Origin of the sequence: Nevskia ramosa DSM 11499 (assembly GCF_000420645.1) — a bacterium.
Classification (GTDB): Bacteria; Pseudomonadota; Gammaproteobacteria; order Nevskiales; family Nevskiaceae; genus Nevskia; species Nevskia ramosa.
Genome location: NZ_ATVI01000006.1, coordinates 375,951 through 400,373 on the forward strand (window position 1 = coordinate 375,951; position 24,423 = coordinate 400,373).

A 24,423-nucleotide genomic window follows, 5' to 3' on the forward strand; every position below is an offset into this window, starting at 1 on the left:
ATGGCACTTGGCAACGCACCACCGATCCAGCATCAGCCTGCTCATCCAGCCGACGCGCAATCCGCGCTCAGCAATGATCCGCTCTGGTACAAGGATGCGGTCATCTATCAGCTGCACATCAAGTCCTACTTCGATGCCAACAACGATGGCGTCGGCGATTTCGCAGGCCTGGAAGCGAAGCTCGACTACATCGTCGAGTTGGGTGTGGACACCATCTGGCTGCTGCCCTTCTATCCCAGCCCGCGCCTCGATGATGGCTACGACATCGCCGACTACCGCGGCGTGCATGCCGACTACGGCAACCTGAAGGACGCCAAGCGCTTCATCCAGTCGGCCCACGATCGCGGCCTGCGGGTGATCACCGAACTGGTCATCAACCACACCTCGGATCAGCATCCCTGGTTCCAGCGCGCCCGCAATGCGCCGAAGGATTCCAAGTACCGCGACTGGTACGTGTGGTCTGACACCAAGGAAAAGTACCTCGGCACCCGCGTGATCTTCTGCGATACCGAGCCCTCGAACTGGACCTGGGACCCGGTCGCCGAAGCGTTCTACTGGCATCGCTTCTACGCCCATCAGCCGGATCTCAACTTCAACAATCCGGCGGTGCTGAAGGAAATCTTCGCGGTGATGCGCTATTGGCTCGATCTCGGTGTCGACGGCCTGCGCCTCGATGCCGTGCCCTACCTGATCGAGCGCGAAGGCACCTCCTGCGAAAACCTGCCGGAGACGCATGCGGTGCTGAAAGCGATCCGCGCCGCGCTCGATGAGAAATACAGCAATCGCCTGCTGCTCGCCGAAGCCAACCAGTGGCCGGAAGACGTGCAGGAATACTTCGGCCAGGGCGACGAATGCCACATGGCCTTCCACTTCCCGCTGATGCCACGCATGTACATGGCGATCGCTCAGGAAGACCGCTTCCCGATCACCGACATCATGCGGCAGACGCCGGCGATTCCCGACAACTGTCAGTGGGCGATCTTCCTGCGCAACCACGACGAGCTGACCCTGGAAATGGTCACCGACGCCGAGCGCGACTATCTCTGGCAGACCTACGCCAGCGACAAGCGCGCGCGCCTGAACCTCGGCATCCGTCGTCGCCTCGCCCCGTTGCTTGAGCGCGATCGCCGCCGCATCGAACTGCTGAACTCGTTGCTGCTGACCATGCCTGGCACGCCGGTGATCTATTACGGCGACGAGATCGGCATGGGCGACAACATCCATCTCGGCGACCGCGATGGTGTGCGCACGCCGATGCAGTGGTCGCCGGATCGCAATGGCGGCTTCTCGCGCGCCGATCCGGAACAGCTGGTGCTGCCGTCGATCATGGGCACGCTGTACGGCTTCGAATCGGTCAACGTCGAATCGCAGAGCCGTGATCCGCATTCCCTGCTGAACTGGATGCGGCGCATGCTCGCCACCCGCAAGCAGCACAAGGCCTTCGGCCGCGGCACGATCCGCTTCCTGCATCCGTCGAACCGCAAGGTGCTCGCCTACTTGCGTGAGTGGGAAGGCGAAACCCTGCTCTGTGTCGCCAACCTGTCGCGTGCACCGCAGGCCGTGGAGCTGGATCTGTCCGAATTCTCCGGCCGCGTGCCGGTGGAGATGGGCGGCAACTCGGTGTTCCCGCCGGTGGGCCAGCTGACCTATCTGCTGACCCTGCCGCCGTATGGTTTCTACTGGCTGCAGCTGTGCACCGCCGCCAACATGCCGAGCTGGTACAAGCCGGCGCCGGAGCAGATGCCGGAGCTGACCACGATGGTGGTTCGCCGCGGCATCGAGGAACTGCGCGATCCCCAGCACCGCACCGTGCTGACCCAGGAAATCCTGCCGGTCTATCTGCCGAAGCGGCGCTGGTTCGCGTCGAAGGACGTGGCGGTCGGCACCGTGCGGATGGCCGACACCACCTTGCTCACCAGCGGTGACCGCAACCTGGTACTGGCCGAAATCGAGGTCGGCGATCCTGCCGCCGAGGCGCGTTATCTGATTCCCCTGGCCCTGGTCTGGGACAACGAAGTGGCCCGCGCGCTGCCGCAGCAGCTGGCGCTGGCCCGGGTCCGCTTCGGCCGCAAGGTCGGCTTGATGACCGATGCCTTCTCGCTCGAACTGCTGCCGGTGGCGCTGCTCGAAGCGCTGCGCAGTTCGCAGACCGTGCTGTCCCGCGAAGGCGGTGAAGTGCGCTTCATCGGCGAGCCGGGGCTGGATGCGATCACCTTGTCATCGCCACCCGCCGTCCGCTGGATCGCCGCCGAACAGTCGAACAGCTCGGTGCTGATCGAAGAGACGGCGGTGATCAAGATCGTTCGTCGCATCCGGCCGGGTCTTAATCCGCAGACCGAGATGTCGCGCCATCTGACGACACAGGGCTTCAAGGCGATTCCGGAACTGCTCGGTGAGATCGTCAAGCATGAAGCCGATGGCGTGCAGCGGACCATGGCGATCGTCGAGCGCTACGTCCACAACGAAGGCGATGCCTGGGCTTGGACGCTATCCTGGCTGCAGCGCAGCTTCGAGCCGCTGAGTCTCACCGATGCCGCCGAGGAAAACGTCCGCGAAGCCTTTGCCGGCTACGCGCTGACCGCCGCCGCGATCGGCCGCCGCCTCGCCGAGATGCATGTGGCGCTGGCAGTCGACAGCGACGATCCGGCCTTCAAGCCGACAGCGACCACAGCTGAGGATATCGCCGGCTGGGTAGCCGACGTGCGCAAGGAACTGGATCAGGCGCTGGCCCTGCTCGGCAGCCGCCGCGAATGGCCGGATGCCGAAACCCAGGCTGCCGCCAGCGAACTGCTTGCTGCGCGCGAAACCCTGTATGCCAAGCTCGACAGCTTCAAGAAGCTCACTGGCACGATGCTCAGCACGCGCATCCACGGCGACTTCCATCTCGGTCAGATCCTGGTCGTGGCCGGCGATGTCTGCCTGATCGACTTCGAAGGCGAACCGGGCCGCTCGCTGATGGCGCGACGTGCCAAATCGAGCCCGCTGCGCGATGTCGCCGGCTTGCTGCGTTCGCTGCATTACGCCGCACTTTCTTCGGCCACCGCCCAGCCGGAAGCGGGCGCAACGATGCCACGCGAGCGCTCGCTGCTGCGCCACAAGCTGACCGGGCAGTTCCATGTCCAGGCTCAGACCGCCTTCCTGAATGCCTATCGCGAGGTGGCGGCGACCGCCGAACGTCAGTGGTTCGATGAACAGAGCTTCCAGCCGCTGACCGATCTGTTCCTGCTCGGCAAGGCCGCCTACGAGGTGCAGTACGAAGCGGAATCGCGCCCAGCCTGGATCGGCTTGCCGATCGAAGGCCTGCTGGCGCTGGTCCGCTCCTTTGCCACCCCTGCCACCCAGGAGGCCGTCCATGCCGAGGTCTGATTCGTCATCGGAAGATACCGTCGACAAGCCAACCGCTGCCAAGGAAGCCGCCAAGAAATCGACGGCCCGCAGCAGCCGCGCGAAGACGGTGAAAGCACCGTCAACGGAAACGCCTGAAGCGAAACCGGCAACCGTTGCAACCGTGCAGGCCGTGGCCAAACCGAGCCTCGATCAGGATGCGATTCGTGCGCTGGCCGAAGCCCGCCACGGCGATCCGTTCTCGATCCTCGGTGCGCATGCCGCCGAGCGCGGTCAGCGAGTCCGAGTGTTCATGCCGGGCGCTCGCGCCGTGCATCTGCTGGCCGGTGACGGCGATCAGGCACTCGGCGAGCTTTCGCGTACGGACGAATCCGGTCTGTTCGAAGGCATCCTGAGCCCGGCACAGCCTTATCGCCTGCGGGTCATCTGGCCCAATGACGGCAATGCCGACGGCGAAGGCATCGAGCAGATCACCGAGGATCCGTACACCTATCCGCTGCTGCTCGGCGAAGTCGATCTCTATCTGTTCAACGAAGGCCGGCATTGGGAGCTGGGCCAGCAGTTCGGCTCGCAGACCGTGGTCATCGACGACGTTCCAGGCGCGCGCTTCGCGGTCTGGGCCCCGAACGCGGTCGCGGTATCGGTCGTCGGCGATTTCAACAGCTGGGATGCGCGTCGCCATCCGCTGCGCTTGCGCAGGGCTTCCGGCGTCTGGGAGTTGTTCGTCCCGCGAGTCGCCGAAGGGGCCGCGTACAAGTACCACATCGTTGGAAGCCAAGGCCCGCTGCCCTGGAAGGCTGATCCGCTTGCACTAGCCACCGAAGCACCGCCGGCCACCGCGTCCAGAGTGGCGTCGGTCAGCACTTTCGAATGGCGCGATCAGGACTGGCTGGCCGAGCGTGCCGGCCGTCAAGGGCCGGACGCACCGCTGTCGATCTACGAGGTGCATGCCGGCTCCTGGCTGCGTCCCCAAAACAACGAAAATGGTAGCGATGATGCCGAGCAGACGCTCGACTGGTCCGCGCTCGCCGACAAGCTGATTCCGTACGTGCAGGCGATGGGCTTCACCCATGTCGAGCTGATGCCGATCATGGAGTACCCGTTCGGCGGCTCCTGGGGCTATCAGCCGCTGAGCCTGTATGCGCCGAGCGCGCGTTACGGTTCGCCGGATGATTTCCGTCGCTTCGTCGACCGCGCCCATGCTGCGGGCATCGGCGTGATCCTCGACTGGGTGCCGGCGCATTTCCCGACCGATGCCCACGGCCTCGCCCGCTTCGATGGCACCGCGCTGTACGAGCACGCCAATCCGTTCGAAGGCTGGCATCAGGACTGGAACACGCTGATCTACAACATGGGCCGCCGCGAAGTGCGCGGCTTCCTGATCGCCAGCGCGCTAGAGTGGCTGGAGCGCTTCCATGTCGACGGTCTGCGAGTCGATGCCGTCGCTTCGATGCTCTATCGCGACTACTCCAGAAAGCACGGCGAGTGGGTGCCCAACGTCCACGGCGGCCGCGAGAACTATGAAGCGATCGAATTCCTGAAGACGCTCAACACCGTGGTCAGCGAACGTCATCCGGACGTGTTGATGATCGCCGAGGAATCCACCGCCTGGCCGAACGTCACCCGGCCGGCGAACGAGAACGGCCTGGGCTTCAGCCACAAGTGGAACATGGGCTGGATGCACGACACGCTGGACTACATCCGCACTGATCCGATCTACCGCAGCTACAGCCATGACCGGCTGACCTTCGGTCTGGTCTATGCGTTTTCCGAACGCTTCGTGCTGCCGATCTCCCACGATGAAGTGGTGCACGGCAAGGGTTCGCTGCTCGACAAGATGCCGGGCGATGCCGCGCAGAAGCTGGCCAACCTGCGCGCTTACTTCGCGTTCATGTGGACCCATCCCGGCAAGAAGCTGTTGTTCATGGGCTGCGAGATCGCCCAGCCGCGCGAATGGAATCACGACGCAGCATTGGACTGGGCTCAACTCGACGATCCCGGCCATCGCGGCGTGCAGAGCCTGGTGCGCGATCTGAATCATCTATATCGCGAGCTGCCAGCGCTGCACACGTTTGACTGCGATGGTCTCGGCTTCGAATGGATCATCGGCGACGATCGCGCCAACAGCGTCTTCGCCTTCCTGCGTCGCGGCCGGGTCGGCGATGCGTCGGTGCTGGTGGTCGCCAACTTCACGCCGGTGACCCGGCACGCTTATCGCGTTGGCGTACCGCAGCTCGGCCACTGGCGCGAGTGCCTGAACAGCGATGGCCAGCTCTACGGCGGCAGCAATCAGGGCAACGGCGGCGGCATCGAAGCCGATGCCATCGCGGCTCATGGCCAGCCGGCCTCGCTCAATCTCACCTTGCCGCCGCTGGCGGTGCTGATCCTGCAACCCTCCTTCGAGATTCCTGTATGAGCAGCAGCGCAAACCCTTTACAGCGTGGCCGACCGTATCCACTCGGTGCCACGCCGGATCAGCATGGCGTCAACTTCGCGGTGTTCTCCGCCAATGCCGATCGCATGCTGCTGTGCCTGTTCGATGAAGGCGGCACCGAAACCGCTCGCCTGCCGATGCCCGATTGCATCGACGAAGTCTGGTGCGGTTATCTGCCCGAAGCGCAGCCCGGCCTGCGCTACGGCTATCGCGCCGAAGGCCGCTACGAGCCGAAGGCCGGCCACCGTTTCAACGTCAACAAGCTGCTGACCGATCCCTACGCCAAGCAACTGGTCGGTGACGTGAAGCATGGCCCGGAGCTTTATGGTTACCGGCTCAATGCCGCCCGTGCCGATCTCAGCTTCAACGATGCCGACAGCGCTGCGCTGATGCCGAAGTGCCTGGTCACCAACGATCACTACGACTGGCAGGGTGTGAAGAAGCCGGACGTGCCGTGGTCGGAAACGGTGATCTATGAAGCGCATGTGCGCGGCATCTCGATGCGTCGCGACGGCATCGAGGACAGCAAGCGCGGCACCTTCGCAGCACTCGCCGATCCGCGCTTCATCGATCACCTCAAGCAGCTCGGCGTCACCGCCGTGGAACTGCTGCCGATCCACGCCTTCCTGGACGAGCCGTTCCTGGAAGAAAAGGGCCTGAGCAATTACTGGGGCTACAACACGCTTGGCTTCTTCGCGCCGCATCCCGCGTATCTGTCGTCCGGTGATCCGAACGAGATGCGCGATGCCGTGAAGGCGCTGCATGCGGCCGGCCTCGAAGTGATCCTCGACGTGGTCTACAACCACAGCTGCGAAGGCAACGAGCGCGGCGCCACGATGTCGTTCCGTGGGCTGGACAATGCCAGCTATTACCGGCTGATTCCCGGCCAGGAACGCTATTACGTCAGCGACAGCGGCTGCGGCAACACCATGAACCTGCCGCACCCGCGCGTGCTGCAGATGGTCATGGATTCGCTGCGCTGGTGGGCCACGGCCTACCAGATCGACGGCTTCCGTTTCGATCTCTGCTCGACCCTCGGCCGTGAGCCGACCGGCTTCGATCCGAACGGCGGCTTCTTCGATGCGATCCGTCAGGACCCGGTCTTGAGCGAAGTGAAGCTGATCGCCGAGCCCTGGGACATCGGCCCCGGCGGCTATCAACTCGGCCATCATCCGCCGGGCTTCGCCGAGTGGAACGACAAGTACCGCGACAGCGTGCGCAAGTACTGGCGCGGTGATTCCCATCAGCGCCCGGAACTGGCCGATCGCCTGCTCGGCTCATCGGCGACCTTCAATCATCGCCGCCGCAAGCCCTGGGCCTCGGTCAACTTCATCTCCGCGCATGACGGCTTCACCTTGCACGATGTCGTCACCTACAACGGCAAGCACAACGACGCCAACGCCGAGAACAATCGCGATGGTTCGGATTCGAACTGGAGCAACAACTGGGGCACGGAAGGCCCGAGCGATGACGAAGGCATCAACGAGACGCGCGAGCGGGTCAAGCGCTCGCAGCTGACCACCCTGGTGTTCTCGCAGGGCACGCCGATGCTGCTCGGCGGCGACGAGTTCGGCCGCACTCAGGATGGCAACAACAACGCCTTCTGCCAGGACAACGAGCTGAGCTGGCTGGACTGGTCGCTGCTCGATACGCCGGCCGGCAGCTCGCTGTACGCCTTCACATCCAGGCTGCTCGAACTGCGCAAGGGCATGCCGATCCTGCACAGCCTCGACTTCCCCACCGGCGAGGAAATCCCCGACGCCGGGGTGCGCGACATCGAGTGGTTCAACACCGAAGGCGATCCCTTGATGCCGGACGAATGGGACGACGCCGAGGGCCGCTGTCTGGCGCTGCGCCGCGCCAAGGTCGGCCCCGACAACACCATGCTGGTGCTGCTGCTCTGCAACTCCAGCAACCAGGACGAAAGCTTCAAGCTGCCGCCGCCGGCACTGGGCTGGCATCTGCTGATCGATAGTGCCGAAGCGACCACCGAAGTCAGGCCGATCACCGAAGACGCACTGCTGGTGCGGGCGCATAGTGTTTCCTTGCTCAGCGCGCAGACGGGCGGCCCGGCAGGCGAGGCTCCCGCAGAGGCCGAAGCCGCGTGAATGGGCCGATGACAGCCGCGCGCTTCCCGTTCGGTGCGCAACTCCATGCCGCGACCGGCATGGTCTTCTTCAGGCTCTGGGCGCCGAACTGCACAGCGGTTTCGCTGCTGCTGGAAGGCCAGGAACCGGTGCCGATGAACGCCGTACGCGCCGGCTGGTACGAGGTGCAAGTTCCCTGTGCTGCCGGTGCGCGTTACAAGTTCCGGCTCGCAGACGGCACCGATGTCCCGGATCCGGCATCGCGCCAGCAGCAGGACGATGCCCACGGCTGGAGCATCGTCGTCGATCACGATGCCTATCCGTGGCAGCACCCCGACTGGCAGGGCCGGCCGTGGTCGGAAGCGGTGATTTACGAGCTGCACGTCGGCGTCTGCGGCGGCTTCAAGGGCGTCACCGCGAATCTCCCCGAACTGGCTGCGCTCGGTGTCACTGCGATCGAGCTGATGCCGATCGCGCAGTTTCCCGGCACCCGCAACTGGGGCTACGACGGCGCGTTGCCATTCGCGCCCGCGGTGGCCTATGGCACGCCGGACGAGCTCAAGGAATTGATCGACACCGCCCACGGCCTGGGACTGATGGTGCTGCTCGATGTCGTCTACAACCACTTCGGTCCGGACGGCAATTTCCTGCATCTGTTCGCCAGCGATTTCTTCCGCGAGGATCGCAGCACCGGCTGGGGCGCGGCGATCGACTTCCGCCGCAGGCAGGTGCGCGACTTCTTCATCGAGAACGCGCTGCACTGGCTCAACGACTATCGCTTCGATGGCCTGCGCCTCGACGCCGTGCACGCGATCGACGATCCCGATTACCTGTTCGAGTTCGCTCGTACCGTGCGCGGCAGCGTCGCGCCGGAAAGACACATCCATCTGATCGTCGAGAACGAGGACAACTGCGCCAGCCTGCTCGATGGCGCCTCTCCGAGCTTCGACGCGCAGTGGAACGACGACGGCCATCATTGCCTGCATGTGCTGCTGACCGGCGAGCACGAAGGCTATTACGCCGATTACGCGGTGACGCCGGCCGAGAAGCTGGCCCGCTGTCTGGCCGAAGGTTTCGTCTATCAGGGCGAGCATTCGGAGCATTGCGGCCGTACGCGCGGCGAGCCGAGCAAGGCCTTGCGCTCGACCGCCTTCGTGCTGTTCCTGCAGAACCACGATCACATCGGCAACCGCGCGTTCGGCGAACGCCTGCTGACCCTGTGCCGCGCCGATGCCTTCCGCGCTGCCGCTGCCCTGGTGCTGCTGTCGCCGCAGATTCCGTTGCTGTTCATGGGCGAGGAAGACGGCGCTCGCGAACCGTTCCTGTTCTTCACCGATCACCATCCGCAGCTGGCCGAGCAGGTAAGGGTTGGCCGGATCGAGGAGTTCTCGAAGTTCGAAGGCTTTGCCGATAGCGCCGACAGCCCGACCTTGCCGGACCCGAACGAGCCGACGACCTTCGCGGCCTCGGTGCCGCAACCGACCGCCGAGTCCGCGCTGTGGCGTGCGTTCTACGGCAGCCTGCTGGCGCTGCGCCGCGAGCACGTGATGCCCAGCCTCGCCGGCATCGGCCAGCGCGAGTCCGCCGTGCTCGGCCGCGCTGCAGTCAGCGTCGGCTGGCTGAGCGGCAATACCTGGCTGCGGCTGTACGCGAATCTCGATGAGGCACCGGTCGAGTTCGAAATGGCTCCTTCGGCCAAGCTGCTCTACGCGAGCAGCGATGAAGCCGAAAGCGACGCCGCGAAAGGTTTGCTGATCGGCTCGAGCACGCTGCTGTTCAGCATGCAGGCGGGGACACCGAAGGCATGAATGTTTTGCGCTCGACGGTCCGCCTGCAGTTCAACAAGGACTTCACCTTCGACGACGCCACCGCCTGCGTCGACTACTACGCGAAGCTCGGCATCAGCCATTACTACGCCTCGCCGATCTACACCGCGCGCGCTGGCTCGGCGCATGGCTATGACGTGGTCGACTTCGGCGCGGTCAATCCGGAACTCGGTGGCGAAGACGGACTGCGCCGGATGGTCGCGCGCTTGCGTCAATTCGGCATGGGCCTGGTCGTCGACATCGTGCCCAATCACATGGCGGTCGGCGAAGCCGATAATCCCTGGTGGCTGGACGTGCTCGAATCCGGCCCGGCCAGCCGCTACGCGAAGTTCTTCGATATCGACTGGTCGCCGCCGGACGAGGCACTGCACGGCAAGCTGCTGGCGCCGTTTCTCGGCAAACCTTTCGAAGCGGCACTCGCCGATGGTGATCTGAAACTCGGCTTCGATGAGACGCGCGGCAGCTTCCATGTCGACTACGGCCCGCATCGCTTTCCGATCTCGCCGTTCGATTACGCCGGAATCACCAAACCGCACTCGATCGCCGAGGCACTGGCCCGCTACGACCACAGCACCGAAGGCACCGAGCGGCTTCGTCAGCTGCTGCTGGGCCAGCACTATGTTCTGGTCGACTGGCATGAAGCCGGCGCCCGCATCAACTGGCGGCGCTTCTTCGATGTCACCAGCCTGGCGGCGATCCGCGCCGATCGCGACGAAGTGTTCGAAGCCACGCATGCGCTGCCGCTGCGGCTGTATCAGGAGGGTCTGGTCGATGGTTTCCGTGTCGACCACATCGACGGCCTGGCCGATCCGGCAGCCTATCTCGCACGTCTCCGTCAGCGGCTCGATCTGCTGCACGCCGAACGGCCACAGCAGTTCGCGCTGGAAACGCCGTGGCTGGTGGTCGAGAAGATCCTCGGCCACGGCGAAGTGCTCAGAGATGATTGGCAGACCGATGGCGCCACCGGCTACAAGTTCATGGATGCCGTCTCCGGCCTGCTCCACGATCCGGCCGGCGAAGCGCCGCTGACCGAACTCTGGGAAAGCTTCACCGGCGAGCACGACGACGCTTCGCATTACGCGTATCGCGCCCGCAAGGAACTGGCGGAATCGAGCTTCGCCGGCGATGTCGATGCGCTGACCGCGCTGCTGATGGACTACGCCGCCATCGCCACACCTGAGTGGCGCATCGATCCGATCAACATGCGCGTGGCGCTGATTGAATTCCTGGCGCACTTCCCGACCTATCGCAGCTATGTCGGCGAAGACGATGCCGACATGCACGACCGCAAGGTCATCCTGGTCACCCTGCAGGCGATCGAGGCGCAGGGCATCCACGACGATGGCCGCGCGCTGACGGTGCTGGTGCGCTGGCTCGACGCCGCACAGGACCAGTTGCCGGCCGAGGCCGATGAAGCCACGCAGCGCGCCCATCGCGCCCTGCAGCGGATGCAGAAGCTGCTGCCGGCGCTCGATGCGAAATCGGTCGAGGACACGGTGTTCTATCGCTACGGGCGATTGCTGTCGCGCAACGAGGTCGGCAGCTGGCCCGGCCAGTTCGCGATGACGCCGAAGGAATTCCACGCGCTGAATCTCGATCGCGCGCTGAGAGTGCCGCGCTCGATGGTTGCCACCGCCACCCACGATCACAAGCGCGGCGAAGACACCCGCATGCGCCTAGCCGTGCTCAGCGAGTTGCCGCGGCAATGGGCGGCCACCGTGCAGCGCCTGCACGAAGCATCGAACGGCCTGCGCACGGACAGTGACACGCCGACGCCGGCCGACGAGCTGATGCTCTACCAGACGCTGGTCGGCTCCTGGCCGCTGGATCTCGATCTGGACGACCGCCAAGCCATCACTGCCTTTGGAGAGCGCGTAGCCGGCTGGCAGCTGAAGGCGCTGCGCGAAGCCAAGCTGCTGACCAGCTGGGCGCATCCGGATGAAGCCTTCGAGCACAACAACCGTGCCTTTCTCGATGCGCTGCTGAGCAATCCCGCGATCGTCCAGATACTGGCCGAATTCGTCGCCCGCATCGCGCCGTACGCAGCACTGGATGGCCTGTCGCAAACCCTGCTGCGGCTGACCGTGCCCGGCGTGCCTGATCTCTACCAGGGCACCGAGTTCTGGGATCTGAGCCTGGTCGATCCGGACAACCGCCGGCCGGTCGATTACCTCGCGCGCCGGCAGGCGCTGGATGCTGCGGCCCCGCCGGTCGCGCTGATCGATCGCTGGCAGGACGGCCATGTGAAGCAGGCGCTGATCGCTGCCGCGCTGGCGCTGCGCAAGGCGCTGCCCGAAGTTTTCGAGACTGGCAGCTACGAGCGCCTGGCGATCATCGGCCCGCAGGCGAACAGCACCTTCGCCTTTGCTCGCCGCGCCGGCACCGACGTGGTGATCGCCATCGTCACCCGGCTGGGCGCGCGGGCCGACAAGGCGATCAGCTTGCCGAAAGTCGCCATCGGCCACTGGCAGGACAGCGCGGTACTGCTGCCGGCCGATGCTCCGACGGCGCTCTACGACGCCCTGGGCGGCGCCGCCGTGGCCGCAGACGGCGGGCGGATCACCCTGTCCGATGCGCTTCAGGACCTGCCGGTGGCGTTGCTGCGCTACCGGATTTGACGTCGACCAAACGCGCACTTACCGGCGGCGCCCAGGTTTTCCGGTAATTCCTGCCCAGGTCGCTTCTGCGTCGCGTGGCGTGCCCGCCAGCTGCGGGCACGCCATGTGCTCCCTCAAGGCTACAAGCCAGGAGGATGCGCCATGAACCAGACCCTGAATCGCGAGGTTGCCAAGCAGCTTTGCCCCCAGCAGGAGCAAGGCTGATGTACGACCAACAGTTGGGCGAGCAGTTTGATAGTGGGCTGGGCGATCCGATCGAACTGGGCCATCAGGCGATCACGCGATCGCTGCCGACACCCGCCGGAGAGGCCCTGCGCGCCCGGATCAAGGCCGCTTTTGCTGATGTCGCGGCCGCTGGCGAGCCCAGCCTGGACACGCTGCAACGGGCGCTGGAAGCCGATGCCGAAGTGTCGAGCGTCAACGATCCGGGCACGCCACGGCACTGGTCCGCCTACAGCACCGATGAACTCGATGGCTACGCAGGGCTGCTGCCGATGCTGAGCGTCGCCAACTGGCGCTTCCATCTGCCGGCATTTCTGCTTGCCGCGCTTGAAAAACTTTCCCTTCCCGTCTGGGAAACCGGCCTGCCGGGCGCGGTGCTGTTCAACCTGACCTATGCCGCCGACGACCGCGTCTGGTCCCGCAAGCTGCTCGATCGCTTCCAGTCGCTCGACGCGCCGCAGACGGCCGCGGTCTGCGCCTTCCTCGAATTCGTCAGCGACAACCCGCATCAGGAACCGCTGCGCGGTCTCGATGCCGAGAAAGCCCTGCGTCGCTACTGGCGTCTGCAGGAACGCGCGCAGCCGACGATCAGGGCCGGTGCAACCACCGCCGGACGCGGGCAGATCGATGCCATGCCCGCACGCAGCCGCAGCGCCGGCAAGACCAAGACATTGGGCGCCCTGCTGTCGGTGCTGCGCGCGCCGGTCAACGCCCGGGCTTGAGCCTCACTCAAGTCGCCCGATGGCCCATCTGCAATGGGCCATCGGACGGCGGCGACAACTGCTCGATCAGGAAATCGATGAACACCCGAACCCGCCTCGGCGTCCGGGTGCCGCCAACGAACAAGGCGTGAATCTCCTCGGTATCGCCAGGGTTGTGGTCTTCGAGCAGCGCGACCAACTTGCCTGCAGCGATATCGGCTTCGACATGGAAGCTGCCCAGTCGCGTGATGCCGACGCCCTGCAGGGCCAGTTGAGAGATCGTCTCGCCATTGTTCGCCTCGATGTTGCCACCGACGTCCAGCACGTAATCCCGACCTTCACTGCGGAACGGCCAGCCCGGATCGGCACGCCTGAAGTTGAAGTTGAGGCAGTTGTGGCCGAACAGGTCTTCAGGCACCACCGGCGTACCGGCGCGCGCCAGATAGGCCGGCGACGCCACGATGGTTCGGCCATTCGAGCCCAGCCGCCGGGCCGTCAAGGGACTGTCGGCCAGCGGCCCGAAGCGGATTGCGACATCGGCCTGCCCGGCGAGCACATCGGCCAGCGCATCGGTGACGCTGATATCGACCAGGATCTCCGGATAACGCGCGACGAAGCCGGCTAGCAGCGGAACGATGGTCAGCCGGCCATAAGCCGGCCCGACGCTGACCCGCAGCCGGCCGCGCGGTGCGGCTTGCCAGGCGATCGCGTCTTCGGATTCGGCGAGATCGGCCAGGATGCGGCGCGCGGCCTGATGATAGGCGTTGCCTTCCGGCGTCAGGGTCAGCGTTCGCGTGGTGCGGATCAGCAGGCGCACGCCCAGCCGCACTTCGATGCGGGAAATGATCCGGCTCAGCGCCGACGGCGTCAGCCCCAGTGCCCGTCCGGCGCCTGACAGGCTGCCGGCACGGACGACGGCATCGAAAGCTTCCATCTCGCTGGCACGATCAATCATCGGCTGGGCCCATCTGTGATTTCAAGGCAAAGGTACTGGTCCTGCTCTCTATTTATTGAAAGGGCATGAAAGTGTCTATCTTTGCGTCACGCTCAATTACGGCCATTACGGAAAAGATCATGAAGTTCAATACCGCCATCCTGGCGCTGGCCATCGGCGCCTTCGGCATCGGCGTCACCGAATTCGCGCCGATGGGCATGCTGCCGGTGATCGCCAGCGATCTGGGCGTGTCGATTCCGACCGCCGGCCTGCTGGTCAGCGCCTATGCCTTCGGCGTGCTGCTCTGCGCGCCGCTGATGACCTTGACCACCAGCCGCGTGCCCCGGCGCACGTTGTTGATCGCGCTGATGGCCATCTTCACCGCCGGCAACCTGCTCGCGGCCCTGTCCGAGAGCTACACGACGCTGCTGTTCGCGCGCGTGCTCACCTCGTTCTGTCACGGCGCGTTCTTCGGCGTCGGTGCGGTGGTCGCCGCGCGGCTGATGCCGCAGGACAAGCGCGCCAGCGCCGTCGCGGCGATGTTCATGGGCCTGACCATCGCCACCGTCGGCGGCGTGCCGCTGGCGACCTGGGCGGCGGAACAGTTCGGCTGGCGCAAGGTGTTCTGGGCGGTTGCCGGGCTGGGCGTGCTGGCCATGGTGTCGCTGCGGCTGGCGCTGCCGAAACTTCCGGCCGATGCCGGTGCCGACATGCGCGCCGAGCTGCGCGTGCTGGGGCGGGCACCGGTGCTGAAAGCCCTGGCGCTGACGGTGATCGCCTCGAGCGCGATGTTCACCGTGTTCACCTACATCGCCCCGATCCTGCTGACCGAGGCTCACGCCTCGACCAGCTTCGTCGCCTGGATGCTGGTGATCTACGGGCTGGGCCTGACCGCCGGCAACTGGCTGGGCGGGCGTTACGCCGACCGTTCGGTGGACGGCACGCTGATCGTCACGCTGGCGAGCATGGTGGCGCTGCTGGTGCTGTTCTCGGTCGGCATGCATTGGCCGCTGCCGGCCGCGGTGCTGATCTTCCTCTGGGGGATCACCAGCTTCGCGGTAGTGCCACCGCTGCAGATGCGGGTGATGGCCGCCGCGGGCGATGCGCCGAATCTGGCATCGGCGATGAACATCGGCGCCTTCAACCTCGGCAATGCTGTGGGTGCCGTGGTCGGTGGCGCGGTGATCAGCGCCCATCTGGGCTATCCGGCAGTCGCGCTGGCCGGGGCGGTGATGGCGGCGTTTGGCCTGGCTTTCGTGCTGGTGCTGAGGCCGCCGCGCATCAAGCCCGCGGACACCTCCGGCCTGCCGGCGACTCCTGCCGCCTGAGCCCAGGCTCCCTCGCGGAAGCCTGCTGACCAGGACTTTTGAAGCCGCACTGAACGAACTGCAGCGCCGGGCACGCGCCCTGCTGCGGGTCAGCGCCGAAAGCAATCGGTGCCGCCGTTCGACGCTACTTCAGGAGCCTGGTCATGTTCGCGAAAACCTCCTCGTCCATCCTCGCCGGGACCCTGCTGGCAGCCGTCTGGTTGTCGACGACGGCTGGCGAGCGTCTTCATGACCAGGCGCAGCAGCTGCAGGCAATTGCCGACACGACCATCGTCGATGCCGACGGCCATCGCTACGGCCTTGCCGCGATGAGCTACGAGGAACGAGCCACGCAGGGAGTCGACGATGCCGTCGGCAGTCTGAAGGACAACGACGTCCGCATCGAAGCGCCGGTTGCCGAGCCAGCGCCCGGATCGACGGTGAAGCTGTACTGGCCCGCCGGTCCGGGACCGTACTCGGTGGTGGTCTATTACCGCGAAGCCGGCAGCGCCAATAGCGATACCGAACATGCCGGCGCCGCGCGGGCGCTGGCGAAATCGGCTGATGCCGTCGTGGTGTCGGTCAGCCTGCGCACTGCCGCGGCCGGCGTCACCGACGTCGACTTCCGCAGCGGCGACGACCGTGAAGCCTATGGCGCCTACCAGTGGGCGCTGGCCAATGCCGACAGCCTGGGCGGCGATCCGCGCCGGGTCGTGGTCATGGGCGAAGGCCTGGCTGGCCCGGTGGCCATGGCCGTTGCCGCCCGAGCCCAGCAGGCCAATGTGCCGGCGCCCTACTACCTGGTGCTGGTCAACGCACCGACCACCAATGTCTCGGTGCAGCCGGCAGCGGCTACCACAGCGTCCGCCACCAGCTCCCATCTCTGGGACATCGCCCTGCCGGCGGCCGCCGCGGAATCGGCAAGAAGCACGGATAAAAATTACAGGGCCATGTAGAACTGGCGCAGGCCAGAATTTCAAAAATAAGCCCAAGCATTTGTTCTAGAAAGATTTTTATGGATGGCACGGACTGTGCCCCTTGAACGTCAACAGTCCTTTCGCCGCCCTCAAAGCCGGAGCCGTTGCAATGACCCAGTCCTCATTCTCCATTGCCGCCAGACAGCAGCTGTCCGCTTCGCCGCAGCTGCAGCAAGCGATGCGTCTGCTGCAGATGTCGGCGCTCGAATTCCAGGAAGAATTCCAGCAGGAGCTGGCCAGCAATCCGTTTCTCGAAGAAGGCGAGCCGGGTGAGCAGGGCGCTGAAGTCGTGGCCGCCGAACAGGCGAACGACAACGCCGCGCTGCGTCAGGACGGCGAATCCGGCGAAGGCATTGCCCAGTTCGAAGCGGAGAGCGATCGCTACACGGTGGACGGCGTCGAAGTGTCGTCCCTGCAGGCCGCGGACTGGAACGAGCTGCCAGCCCCCGGCTTCGAAACGCTTTCCCGCGGTGTCAGCGGCGATCCGGAAGCCGATCCCTGCAACTGGATCTCGGCCGAAACCACGCTTCGCGAACACCTGCATGCGCAGGTCTGCGGTATCCAGCTCGACGAGCGTCAGCGCTTCGCTGCGGTGCTGGTCATCGAAACCCTCGATGACCACGGCTACCTGCGCGATGACGTCGCCGATACCGCGCTGGCCCTGGAACTGGAGCAGCCGCTCAGCGAAGCCGAAATCGCCGAAGGCATCCGCATCGTCCAGCAGTTCGATCCGGCCGGCGTCGGCGCCCGCGATCTGCCCGAGTGCCTGATGCTGCAGCTGCGTGCCACCGCCGTCGGCACCCCGGGCCGCAGCCTGGCAATGAAGCTCACCGGCCATCTCGAACTGCTGGCCAAGCGCGATCATCGCGAACTGCAGCGGCGCCTCGATTGCAGCGAGCCGGCGATCCACGAAGCCCATGCGCTGATCCGCACCCTGGAGCCGCACCCGGGCGCGAACTTCGCCGCCGCGCGGGTCGACTACGTGGTGCCGGATGTCATCGTCGTTCGCCAGAAGGGCAAGCTCAACGCCGTCATCAATCCGGCGGTCATGCCGAAAGCCCGCCTGAACAGCGGCTGCATTGATCTGTTGCGCATGTCGCGTGACGGCAAGTACCCGGCGATGCAGCAGCAGCTGCAGGAAGCCCGCTGGCTGCTGCGCAACATCGAACAGCGCTACGTCACCATCAAGCAGGTTGCCGAAGCGATCGTCGCGCGCCAGCGCGCCTTCTTCGAGTACGGCGAGATCGCGCTGAAGCCGCTGCTGCTGCGCGAGATCGCCGACGAACTGGGTTTGCATGAATCCACGCTGTCGCGCGCCACCAGCAAGAAGTACATGGCGACGCCGCGCGGCACTTTCGAATTCAAGCATTTCTTCTCGCGCAAGCTCAGCACCGACACCGGCGGCAGCTGCTCGGCCACCGCGGTGCGTGCGGCCATCAAGGAAATGATCGAGGGCGAGAATCGCGACGCCCCGCTGTCCGACGTCAGCCTCGCCAAGATGCTGACCGAGAACGGCATCTGCGTCGCTCGCCGAACCGTTACCAAATACCGGAATCAGCTAAAGCTGCCGCCGGTCGAAATGCGGTGCCAGCCATGAACAACCAGCAGACCCATCACGAATATTCGGCCGATAACCAGAGGCCGTTTTCGCACTCGGGCTCGCAGCCCGGCGAGCACGGTTCTGTCCAGCCCAACGGCGACGAGTATCTCGGCACCGTCCTGATCGTCGATGACGAAGCCAGCAACAGCGAGCCGCTGGAAGCCATCCTCACCGACAGCGGCTATCGGGTTTACACCGCTGCCAATGGCGTGGACGGGCTCGAGCGCATGGATATGGTGACGCCGGAACTGGTGATTCTCGACTTCATGATGCCGCTGATGAACGGTGCGGAAATGGGCCGCCGTCTGCGCGCCAACCCGGCGACCCAGAACATCCCGATCGTGATGAACAGCGGCACCAGCGAAGACATGGTCCGGCAGAATTTCACTGGTTACGACGCTTTCCTGCGCAAGCCCTACAACGTCGTCGAACTGCTGAGCGTGGTGCACAGGCTGCTGGAGTCATCGGCGGACAGGAGATGACAGCGGCGCGCGCGGCACGGCGTCAGCACGGAGAGGGATCACGGCCCGCGAGGTCGCGATTCACCCCGTTGCTGATGAGCGTGCTGGCTGCCGCGGCGATCTCCGCCTGCGCCAGCAGCAAGCCGCCGGAAGAGCCCGACAGCGTCGCCGTGGCCAAGCACGTCAACGATGCGAAGTCGGTGGCCGTCAGCGAACCGGCGGCGAAGTTTCTGGTCGAGATGGTCGATGCCCGGCTGATGGACTTCGAGGAAGGCCAGCTCGCCGCAAGGCGCGGCAGCACTGAGGCGATCCGCGATTACGGCCGTCTGATGATGCGCGACCAGACCCGGCTGCTGAGCCGCCTCGAACTGCTGGCGCTGGAAGTGCAGGTGACGGTGCCGGCGGTGATCAGCGACGACAAGCGCGATGGCCTCAACGATCTGATCGACTCGGACAGCGAACACTTCGACCAGAATTTCATCAGCTCGATCCGCATCGACCACAAGCGCGATGTCGGCGAGTTCAAGAAGGCAACCGCATTCACCGATGCCGCAGTTGCCGATTTCGCGCGTCAGGAACTGCCCTTGATCCAGTCTCACCTGGATGGCATCAACGCGATCAAGAAGTCCCACTGAGTTCAGCGGGGCGCGGTTGAGATTTCCCCTCTCATCGCGCCTGGCTTGCCTGGCCAGCAAGCCGCAACGCGACTGGCCACTATTCCCCCAGGCCATGCCGGCACCGCTGACTACGCGTTGCCGCGCACCGGTGCCAGCACCGCGATCGTCGCGATCAATTCCTTGACGATCACCGGCTTGGCCATATGGGTCTGGAAGCCGGCTTCGAGCGCCCGCGCGCGATCCTCGTTCTGGGCGAAGGCGGTCAGAGCGATCGCCGGCATCGTCGGCTGGCCCCGGCTCTTCTCGAACTCGCGGATCAATCGCACCGTTTCGTAGCCATCCTGGCCGGGCATGGCGATGTCGCAGATCAGCAGATCCGGCTGCTGCTCCTTGCCGAAGCCACGCCGGATCACCGTCACCGCTTCTTCGCCGGACGACAGCACGTCGACCACTGCACCGGTCTGCGACAGCAGCACCGCCAGCGGATCACGCGATTCGACGTGATCATCGACCAGCAGCAGGCGCAGCCCGCTCAAGCTCGGCAAGGTGCCCGCCTGATCGAGCGGGAACGGCACGATCGCCGGCACCGCCGCCGTGCCGGACTTGCGCAATGGCAGACGCACCGTGAACACCGCACCGAGCCCTGGACCCGGGCTGGTGGCGATGACATTGCCGCGATGCAGTTCGCAGAGATTGCGGACCAGCATCAGCCCCAGGCCCAAGCCACCCTGGCCGCGGCTGTTGCCGGTTTCATCGCGCCGGAAACGCTCGAACAGCTGCGGCAGGAAATCGGCGTCGATGCCGCGGCCGTCGTCGCGGACTCTGATCACGGCGATATCGTTCTCGCGGCTGGCCGACAGCCAGACGTGGCCGCCGGAAGGCGTGAACTTGATCGCGTTGGACAGCAGGTTCCAGACGATCTGCTGCAGGCGGTCGGCATCGCCTTCGATGGCTTCGTCTTCGAGATCGATCTCGGCGTGCAGCTCGATGTGCTTGGCCAGTGCCTTGTCGCGCACGCTGGCGATCGACGCGACGATCACCGGCGCCAGCTTCACCGGCGTCAGCAACAGGCTCAGCTTGCCGGTGATGATGCGGGTGGCATCGAGCAGATCGTCGATCAGGCGCACCTGCTGCTCGACGCCGGTCTTGATGCCGGAGATCGCCCGCAGCATCAGCTTGTTGCCGTTGCCCGGCACGCTTTCCAGCACATGCGCCCAGTTCTGGATGCCGTTCAGCGGCGAGCGCAGTTCGTGCGAAACGATGGCCAGGAATTCGTCGCGGCCGCGTGCGGCCGCTTCGGCCTGCTTGCGCGCCTCGTGCTCGCGGGCCAGCAGGGTGTCGCGCTCGGCCTGGCCGCGCATGCGCTCGCTGATGTCGTAGACGATCAGCAACACCGATTCGAGTAAACCGCCGCGATCGAGCTCCGGCACTGCGCGGGCGCTGAAATAGCTGCGCTCGCGGCCATTCGGAACGGCGAAGTTGGTCGCCTGCTCGGCACCCTGGGCGAACGCGGCGGTGATGATTTCGGTGGTGGCGCTGACGTACTGCGGCGGGAAGCCGAGATCGTCCGCCGTGCGGCCGACATAGGCATCGCGGACCACGCCGAACGTCGATTCGGCAACTCTGTTGATGTACAGATAGGCGAGGTCGCGATCGACGCGGGCAATGAGGTCTGGCGCGTTCTCGGCCAGCGTCTCGAACTCGCGCTCGCGCTCGTAGAGCTTGCCTTCGGCCAGCGTCCGCTCGGTGATGTCCATGATCACCGCGATGAAGCCGGTGACCTCATCGGCGTCGTTCCACTCCGGCGTGTAGTTGGCGTGGATGTAGCGCTCACCGAGCGGCAACTGCACCCGAATCTGGTAATCGGCCGTCTCCCCGGACAGCACCTGGGTGACGTAGGGCTTGATGGCGGCCAAGGCCTGTTCACCGGCAACCTCCGCAATGCTGCGGCCGATGAATTCCTCCGGTGTTTCGGAGCGCATCAGCGCTGCGAACGCCTGATTCATGAATTGGTAGCGCAGGTCTCGGCCGATACGGGCAATGCCGATCGGCACGGCAGCCGTGATGGTGCGCAGTTCGCGCTCGCTGTGCCGCAGCTGCTGCTCGACCCTGCGGCGTTCGGTGATGTCGCCGAGCACGCCATAGCCGATCGAGGAGCCCTCGTCGTTGCGCACCAGCACCAACTGCGAGCGGACCCAGCGGATGCTCTTGTCGAGCCGGACGACTCGGTACTCGGCATCGAATTCGCTGCCGCCGGCCAGCGTCTCCGCGAATTCGGCCGCGACCCGCGACCAGTCTTCCGGATGGATGGCGGCGCGCCAGTCCTCGACGGTGTAGACGGCGCGCTTTTCCTCGCCGAAGAACAGGGGATAGATGCCGTCATCGCCATCGACCCTGCCGGTGGCCGGCTCGTAGGTCCAGGCAAACAGGTGCGCCGCGTCGAGCGCCAGCTGCAGGCGCCTGCCGCTGGCAACCTGCATCTGCTCCAGTTGCTTGCGTTCGGTGATGTCGGCCGCCACGCCATGCACCTCGGCGCCCTGACCATCCTCGTCGGCGATCAGGATGGCGCGGGCATCGAGCCAGGTGATGCTGCCGTCGATTTTCTGGACGCGGAACTCCTCGCGCAGCGGTGTACCGTCGGCCATCAGCTTGCGCAGCGCCGCTTCCACCCGCACCCGGTCCTTCGGGTGCAGACGCCGTCGCCAGGGGCCGAGCCGGCGGCAGGCTTCGGAATTCAGGCCGAACATCGCGCACAGCGCATCGGAAATCTTCAGGCGACGCGTCGGCGTATGCAGGGTCCAGACGTGCAGCTGCGCGGCTTCCATCGCCTGATGCAGGTTCTGTTCGCGCTCGGCCAGTTCACGGACCACGGTGCGCCGATCGGTGATGTCTTCGGCGATGCCGACCACCCGTTCGATCGAGCCGTCGACGGCCCGCACGGCGATGCCGCGATCGCGGATCCAGCGCTGCTCGCCGGTGTCGAGGACGATGCGGTACTCGATCGCGAAGTGGTCCTCGCCTTCCTCGGCCTCGCCCAGGGCTTCGAAGGCCGCCTCTGCCGCGTCACGATCGGCGCGGTGAATGTTGTCCAGCCAGCGCGACTCGCCGGCCAGCAGCGCGACTTCGTCGAAACCCCAGCAGCGGCTGTAGCTCGGGCTGACATAGATCTGTCGCCGGGGTTGCCAGTCGACGATCCAGAACACGTCGTCGACGTTTTCGATCAGTACGCTGAAGCGCTGCTTGACGTCGCGCAGTTCGGAACGCAGGCGGCGAGCGGCGGTGATGTCACGCAGGCCGATGGTCAGGTGCACGGCCTGGCCCGCAGCGTCGCGCTCGACACAGGCGGTGGCGTTCAGACTGCGCGCCTGGCCGTTGCGGCCGTAGCGGAAGTCGACTTCGGCGCTGTCGCCAGAGGCGATCAGCTCGGCGCCGATCTTTTCGATCGCCAGCAGATCACGCGGATGCACCCGGCTCAGACAGTCGCTGATCGGCAGCGGAACACCCGCCGGAAGATCGAGCAGCCGGGCGGCGGTTTCATCGAGCAGCAGAGTGCCGCTGCGCGGATCGCCCTCGCAGTAACCGATACCCATCGCTGCGCTGAGCCGCTGCCGGCGCGCCGCTGGCTCGTCAACCGGGCTTTTCTTGCTCACCACGGGAGTAAATCTTTCCATTGTCCGCACACACGGAAGACCGGCGCGATCGTCGATCGAACCGGCCGAAAAGACCGTGTCTGGTGCTCAAACTGCATGTTCTGGCCGCCCCATACCGCCCCATCATCACCGTCGGAGATTCCTTCCGGGGGAGGGGATTAGCAAGCGACGTACCCGGCAACCCTAATCGGCCGACGTCGCCTTGGCCGTGATTTCACCGCCTTCGACACCGGCGCCCTGCAGGCCATATTCCTCGAGCCGGTTGTAGAGCGTCTTCAGGCTGATGCCGAGCTGTTCCGCGGTGTACTTCTTGACCCCGCCGTACATCGCGAACGCGGCCAGGATCAGCTGCTTCTCGGCGGCCGCCAGCGACATGCCGACCGGAATCTCGATCACCGTCTCCGGCGCCGGGGCTTCGGTTTCGGAGGGTGAGGCGACGAGCGACAGCGCACTGCCGATGTCGATCACTTCTTCGCCCATGATGTAGGCGCGCTGCACGAAGTTGCGCAGCTCGCGGACATTGCCCGGCCAGCGATGCGCCGCGAGTTTGCCCAAGCCTTCCGGCGGGAAGGTCTTGTGGGTGTCGTGCGCCTGGTTGAGCTCATCGAGAAAACGCTGCGCGAGCAGCTCGACATCGCCGACCCGATCACGCAGCGGCGGCATCTGGATCGGGAACACGTTGAGGCGGTGATAGAGATCGGCGCGCAGCTTGCCGGAGGCCACCGCCGCTTCCGGATCGCGATTGGTCGCGGCGATGACGCGAACGTCGGTCTCCACTTCCTTGTCGGTGCCGATGCGCATGAACTTGCCGGTTTCCAGCACGCGCAGCAGTTTCACCTGCAGCTCGATCGGCATCTCGGTGATTTCATCGAGAAACAAGGTGCCGCCGTCGGCGCGTTCGAAATAGCCGCGATGCTGGCGATCGGCGCCGGTGAAGCTGCCCTTCTCGTGACCGAACATTTCGCTTTCGATCAGGTTCGGCGAGATCGCGCCGCAATTCACCGCCATGAACGGCTGCTTCGGCCGGCGGCTCATCTCGTGCAGCGTCTGCGCCGCCAGTTCCTTGCCGGTACCGCTTTCACCGATCAGCAGCACGGTGGCCGCCGTCGGCGCCACGCGGCTGATCTGGTCGTAGAGCACGCTCATGATCGGCGACTTGCCGAGCATGTGGCCGAAGTAGCCGACCCGCCGCAGTTCGCTGCGCAAGGCGCCGATCTGCGATTTCAGGTCCGACGCCTTCGGCACTCGCTGCAGGATCGAGCGCAGGCGGGCGATGTTGACCGGCTTGACCAGATAGTCCGCCGCACCGGCGCGCAGCGCGGCGATCGCGGTATCGACGCTGGCGTTGCCGGTGATCAGGATGATCTCGGTTTCGGAGCGGTTTTCGATGGCATCGATCAGATCGAGGCCATCGCCATCCGGCAGATGGAGATCGATCAGCACGATGTCCGGCTGCTGCCGGGTCAGCTGGATGTGCGCCGCCCGCAAATCCGCCGCGCAGGCCGTGGTGAAGCCTTCGGCTTCGACCAGCGCGGCCATTGATTCGCGCGTGTTCTCGTCGTCATCGACGATCAAGGCATGCGCCATTCAGCTTCTCTCCTGCTGCAACGTTTGATTCACTCTGCGGCTCCGATGCTTTCGCGC

14 protein-coding genes are annotated in these 24,423 nt (G+C 65.3%); 11 read left to right on the forward strand and 3 right to left on the reverse strand.

All coding sequences use genetic code 11. From position 1 onward, the window contains the following. The 6 genes from treS (at position 1) to G513_RS0108615 (ending at position 13,254) form a co-directional block, all read left to right on the forward strand. Entirely contained in the window at positions 1-3,366 is a 3,366-nt protein-coding gene (gene treS, locus G513_RS22130) for a maltose alpha-D-glucosyltransferase (protein WP_022976426.1), read from the forward strand. A gap of 88 nt (positions 3,367-3,454) precedes the next feature. After that, positions 3,455-5,761, forward strand: coding sequence for a 1,4-alpha-glucan branching protein GlgB (glgB, locus tag G513_RS0108595; RefSeq protein ID WP_436197936.1), 2,307 nt, complete (start codon positions 3,455-3,457; stop codon positions 5,759-5,761). Then, positions 5,758-7,887, forward strand: a complete 2,130-nt coding sequence (glgX, locus tag G513_RS22135) for a glycogen debranching protein GlgX (RefSeq protein WP_022976428.1) — start codon at positions 5,758-5,760, stop codon at positions 7,885-7,887. The genes glgB and glgX overlap by 4 nt, the downstream gene beginning before the upstream one ends. 8 nt (positions 7,888-7,895) lie before the next feature. Continuing rightward, complete coding sequence (gene treZ / locus G513_RS0108605) at positions 7,896-9,674, forward strand: malto-oligosyltrehalose trehalohydrolase (RefSeq protein ID WP_022976429.1); 1,779 nt, start codon at positions 7,896-7,898, stop codon at positions 9,672-9,674. Next, positions 9,671-12,310: a malto-oligosyltrehalose synthase gene (gene treY / locus G513_RS0108610; protein WP_022976430.1), complete on the forward strand. Its 2,640-nt coding sequence runs from the start codon at positions 9,671-9,673 to the stop codon at positions 12,308-12,310. The genes treZ and treY overlap by 4 nt, the downstream gene beginning before the upstream one ends. Before the next feature lie 203 nt (positions 12,311-12,513). After that, positions 12,514-13,254 (forward strand): DUF6714 family protein, encoded by a 741-nt coding sequence (locus G513_RS0108615; RefSeq protein WP_022976431.1) that lies wholly within the window; start codon positions 12,514-12,516, stop codon positions 13,252-13,254. Between the two features lie 7 nt (positions 13,255-13,261). Here G513_RS0108615 and G513_RS22140 read toward each other — a convergent pair whose 3' ends face one another. Beyond that, positions 13,262-14,188 (reverse strand): LysR substrate-binding domain-containing protein, encoded by a 927-nt coding sequence (locus G513_RS22140; RefSeq protein WP_022976432.1) that lies wholly within the window; start codon positions 14,186-14,188, stop codon positions 13,262-13,264. 119 nt (positions 14,189-14,307) lie between these two features. Between G513_RS22140 and G513_RS0108625 the strand changes: the two genes are divergently transcribed. The 5 genes from G513_RS0108625 (at position 14,308) to G513_RS0108645 (ending at position 19,147) form a co-directional block, all read left to right on the forward strand. Beyond that, complete coding sequence (locus tag G513_RS0108625) at positions 14,308-15,495, forward strand: MFS transporter (RefSeq protein WP_022976433.1); 1,188 nt, start codon at positions 14,308-14,310, stop codon at positions 15,493-15,495. Between the two features lie 143 nt (positions 15,496-15,638). Next, the gene (locus G513_RS24820) at positions 15,639-16,430 is read left to right on the forward strand and encodes an alpha/beta hydrolase fold domain-containing protein (protein WP_022976434.1); all 792 of its coding nucleotides are present in this window, start codon (positions 15,639-15,641) and stop codon (positions 16,428-16,430) included. A 130-nt stretch (positions 16,431-16,560) separates the two neighbouring features. Beyond that, entirely contained in the window at positions 16,561-18,048 is a 1,488-nt protein-coding gene (gene rpoN, locus G513_RS0108635; protein WP_022976435.1) for an RNA polymerase factor sigma-54, read from the forward strand. After that, positions 18,045-18,533, forward strand: a complete 489-nt coding sequence (locus G513_RS0108640; protein WP_022976436.1) for a response regulator — start codon at positions 18,045-18,047, stop codon at positions 18,531-18,533. Before rpoN ends, G513_RS0108640 begins: the two co-directional genes overlap by 4 nt. Positions 18,534-18,607: 74 nt before the next feature. After that, the gene (locus G513_RS0108645) at positions 18,608-19,147 is read left to right on the forward strand and encodes a DUF4142 domain-containing protein (protein WP_022976437.1); all 540 of its coding nucleotides are present in this window, start codon (positions 18,608-18,610) and stop codon (positions 19,145-19,147) included. Positions 19,148-19,257: 110 nt separating this feature from the next. On the opposite strand, the gene G513_RS24825 is transcribed toward G513_RS0108645, so the two are convergent. Then, positions 19,258-22,779, reverse strand: a complete 3,522-nt coding sequence (locus G513_RS24825) for a PAS domain-containing hybrid sensor histidine kinase/response regulator (RefSeq protein ID WP_169560584.1) — start codon at positions 22,777-22,779, stop codon at positions 19,258-19,260. 183 nt (positions 22,780-22,962) lie between these two features. Further along, a complete protein-coding gene (locus tag G513_RS0108655; RefSeq protein ID WP_022976439.1) occupies positions 22,963-24,366 on the reverse strand; it encodes a sigma-54-dependent transcriptional regulator in 1,404 nt (467 codons plus the stop codon). Positions 24,367-24,423: the final 57 nt, after the last annotated feature.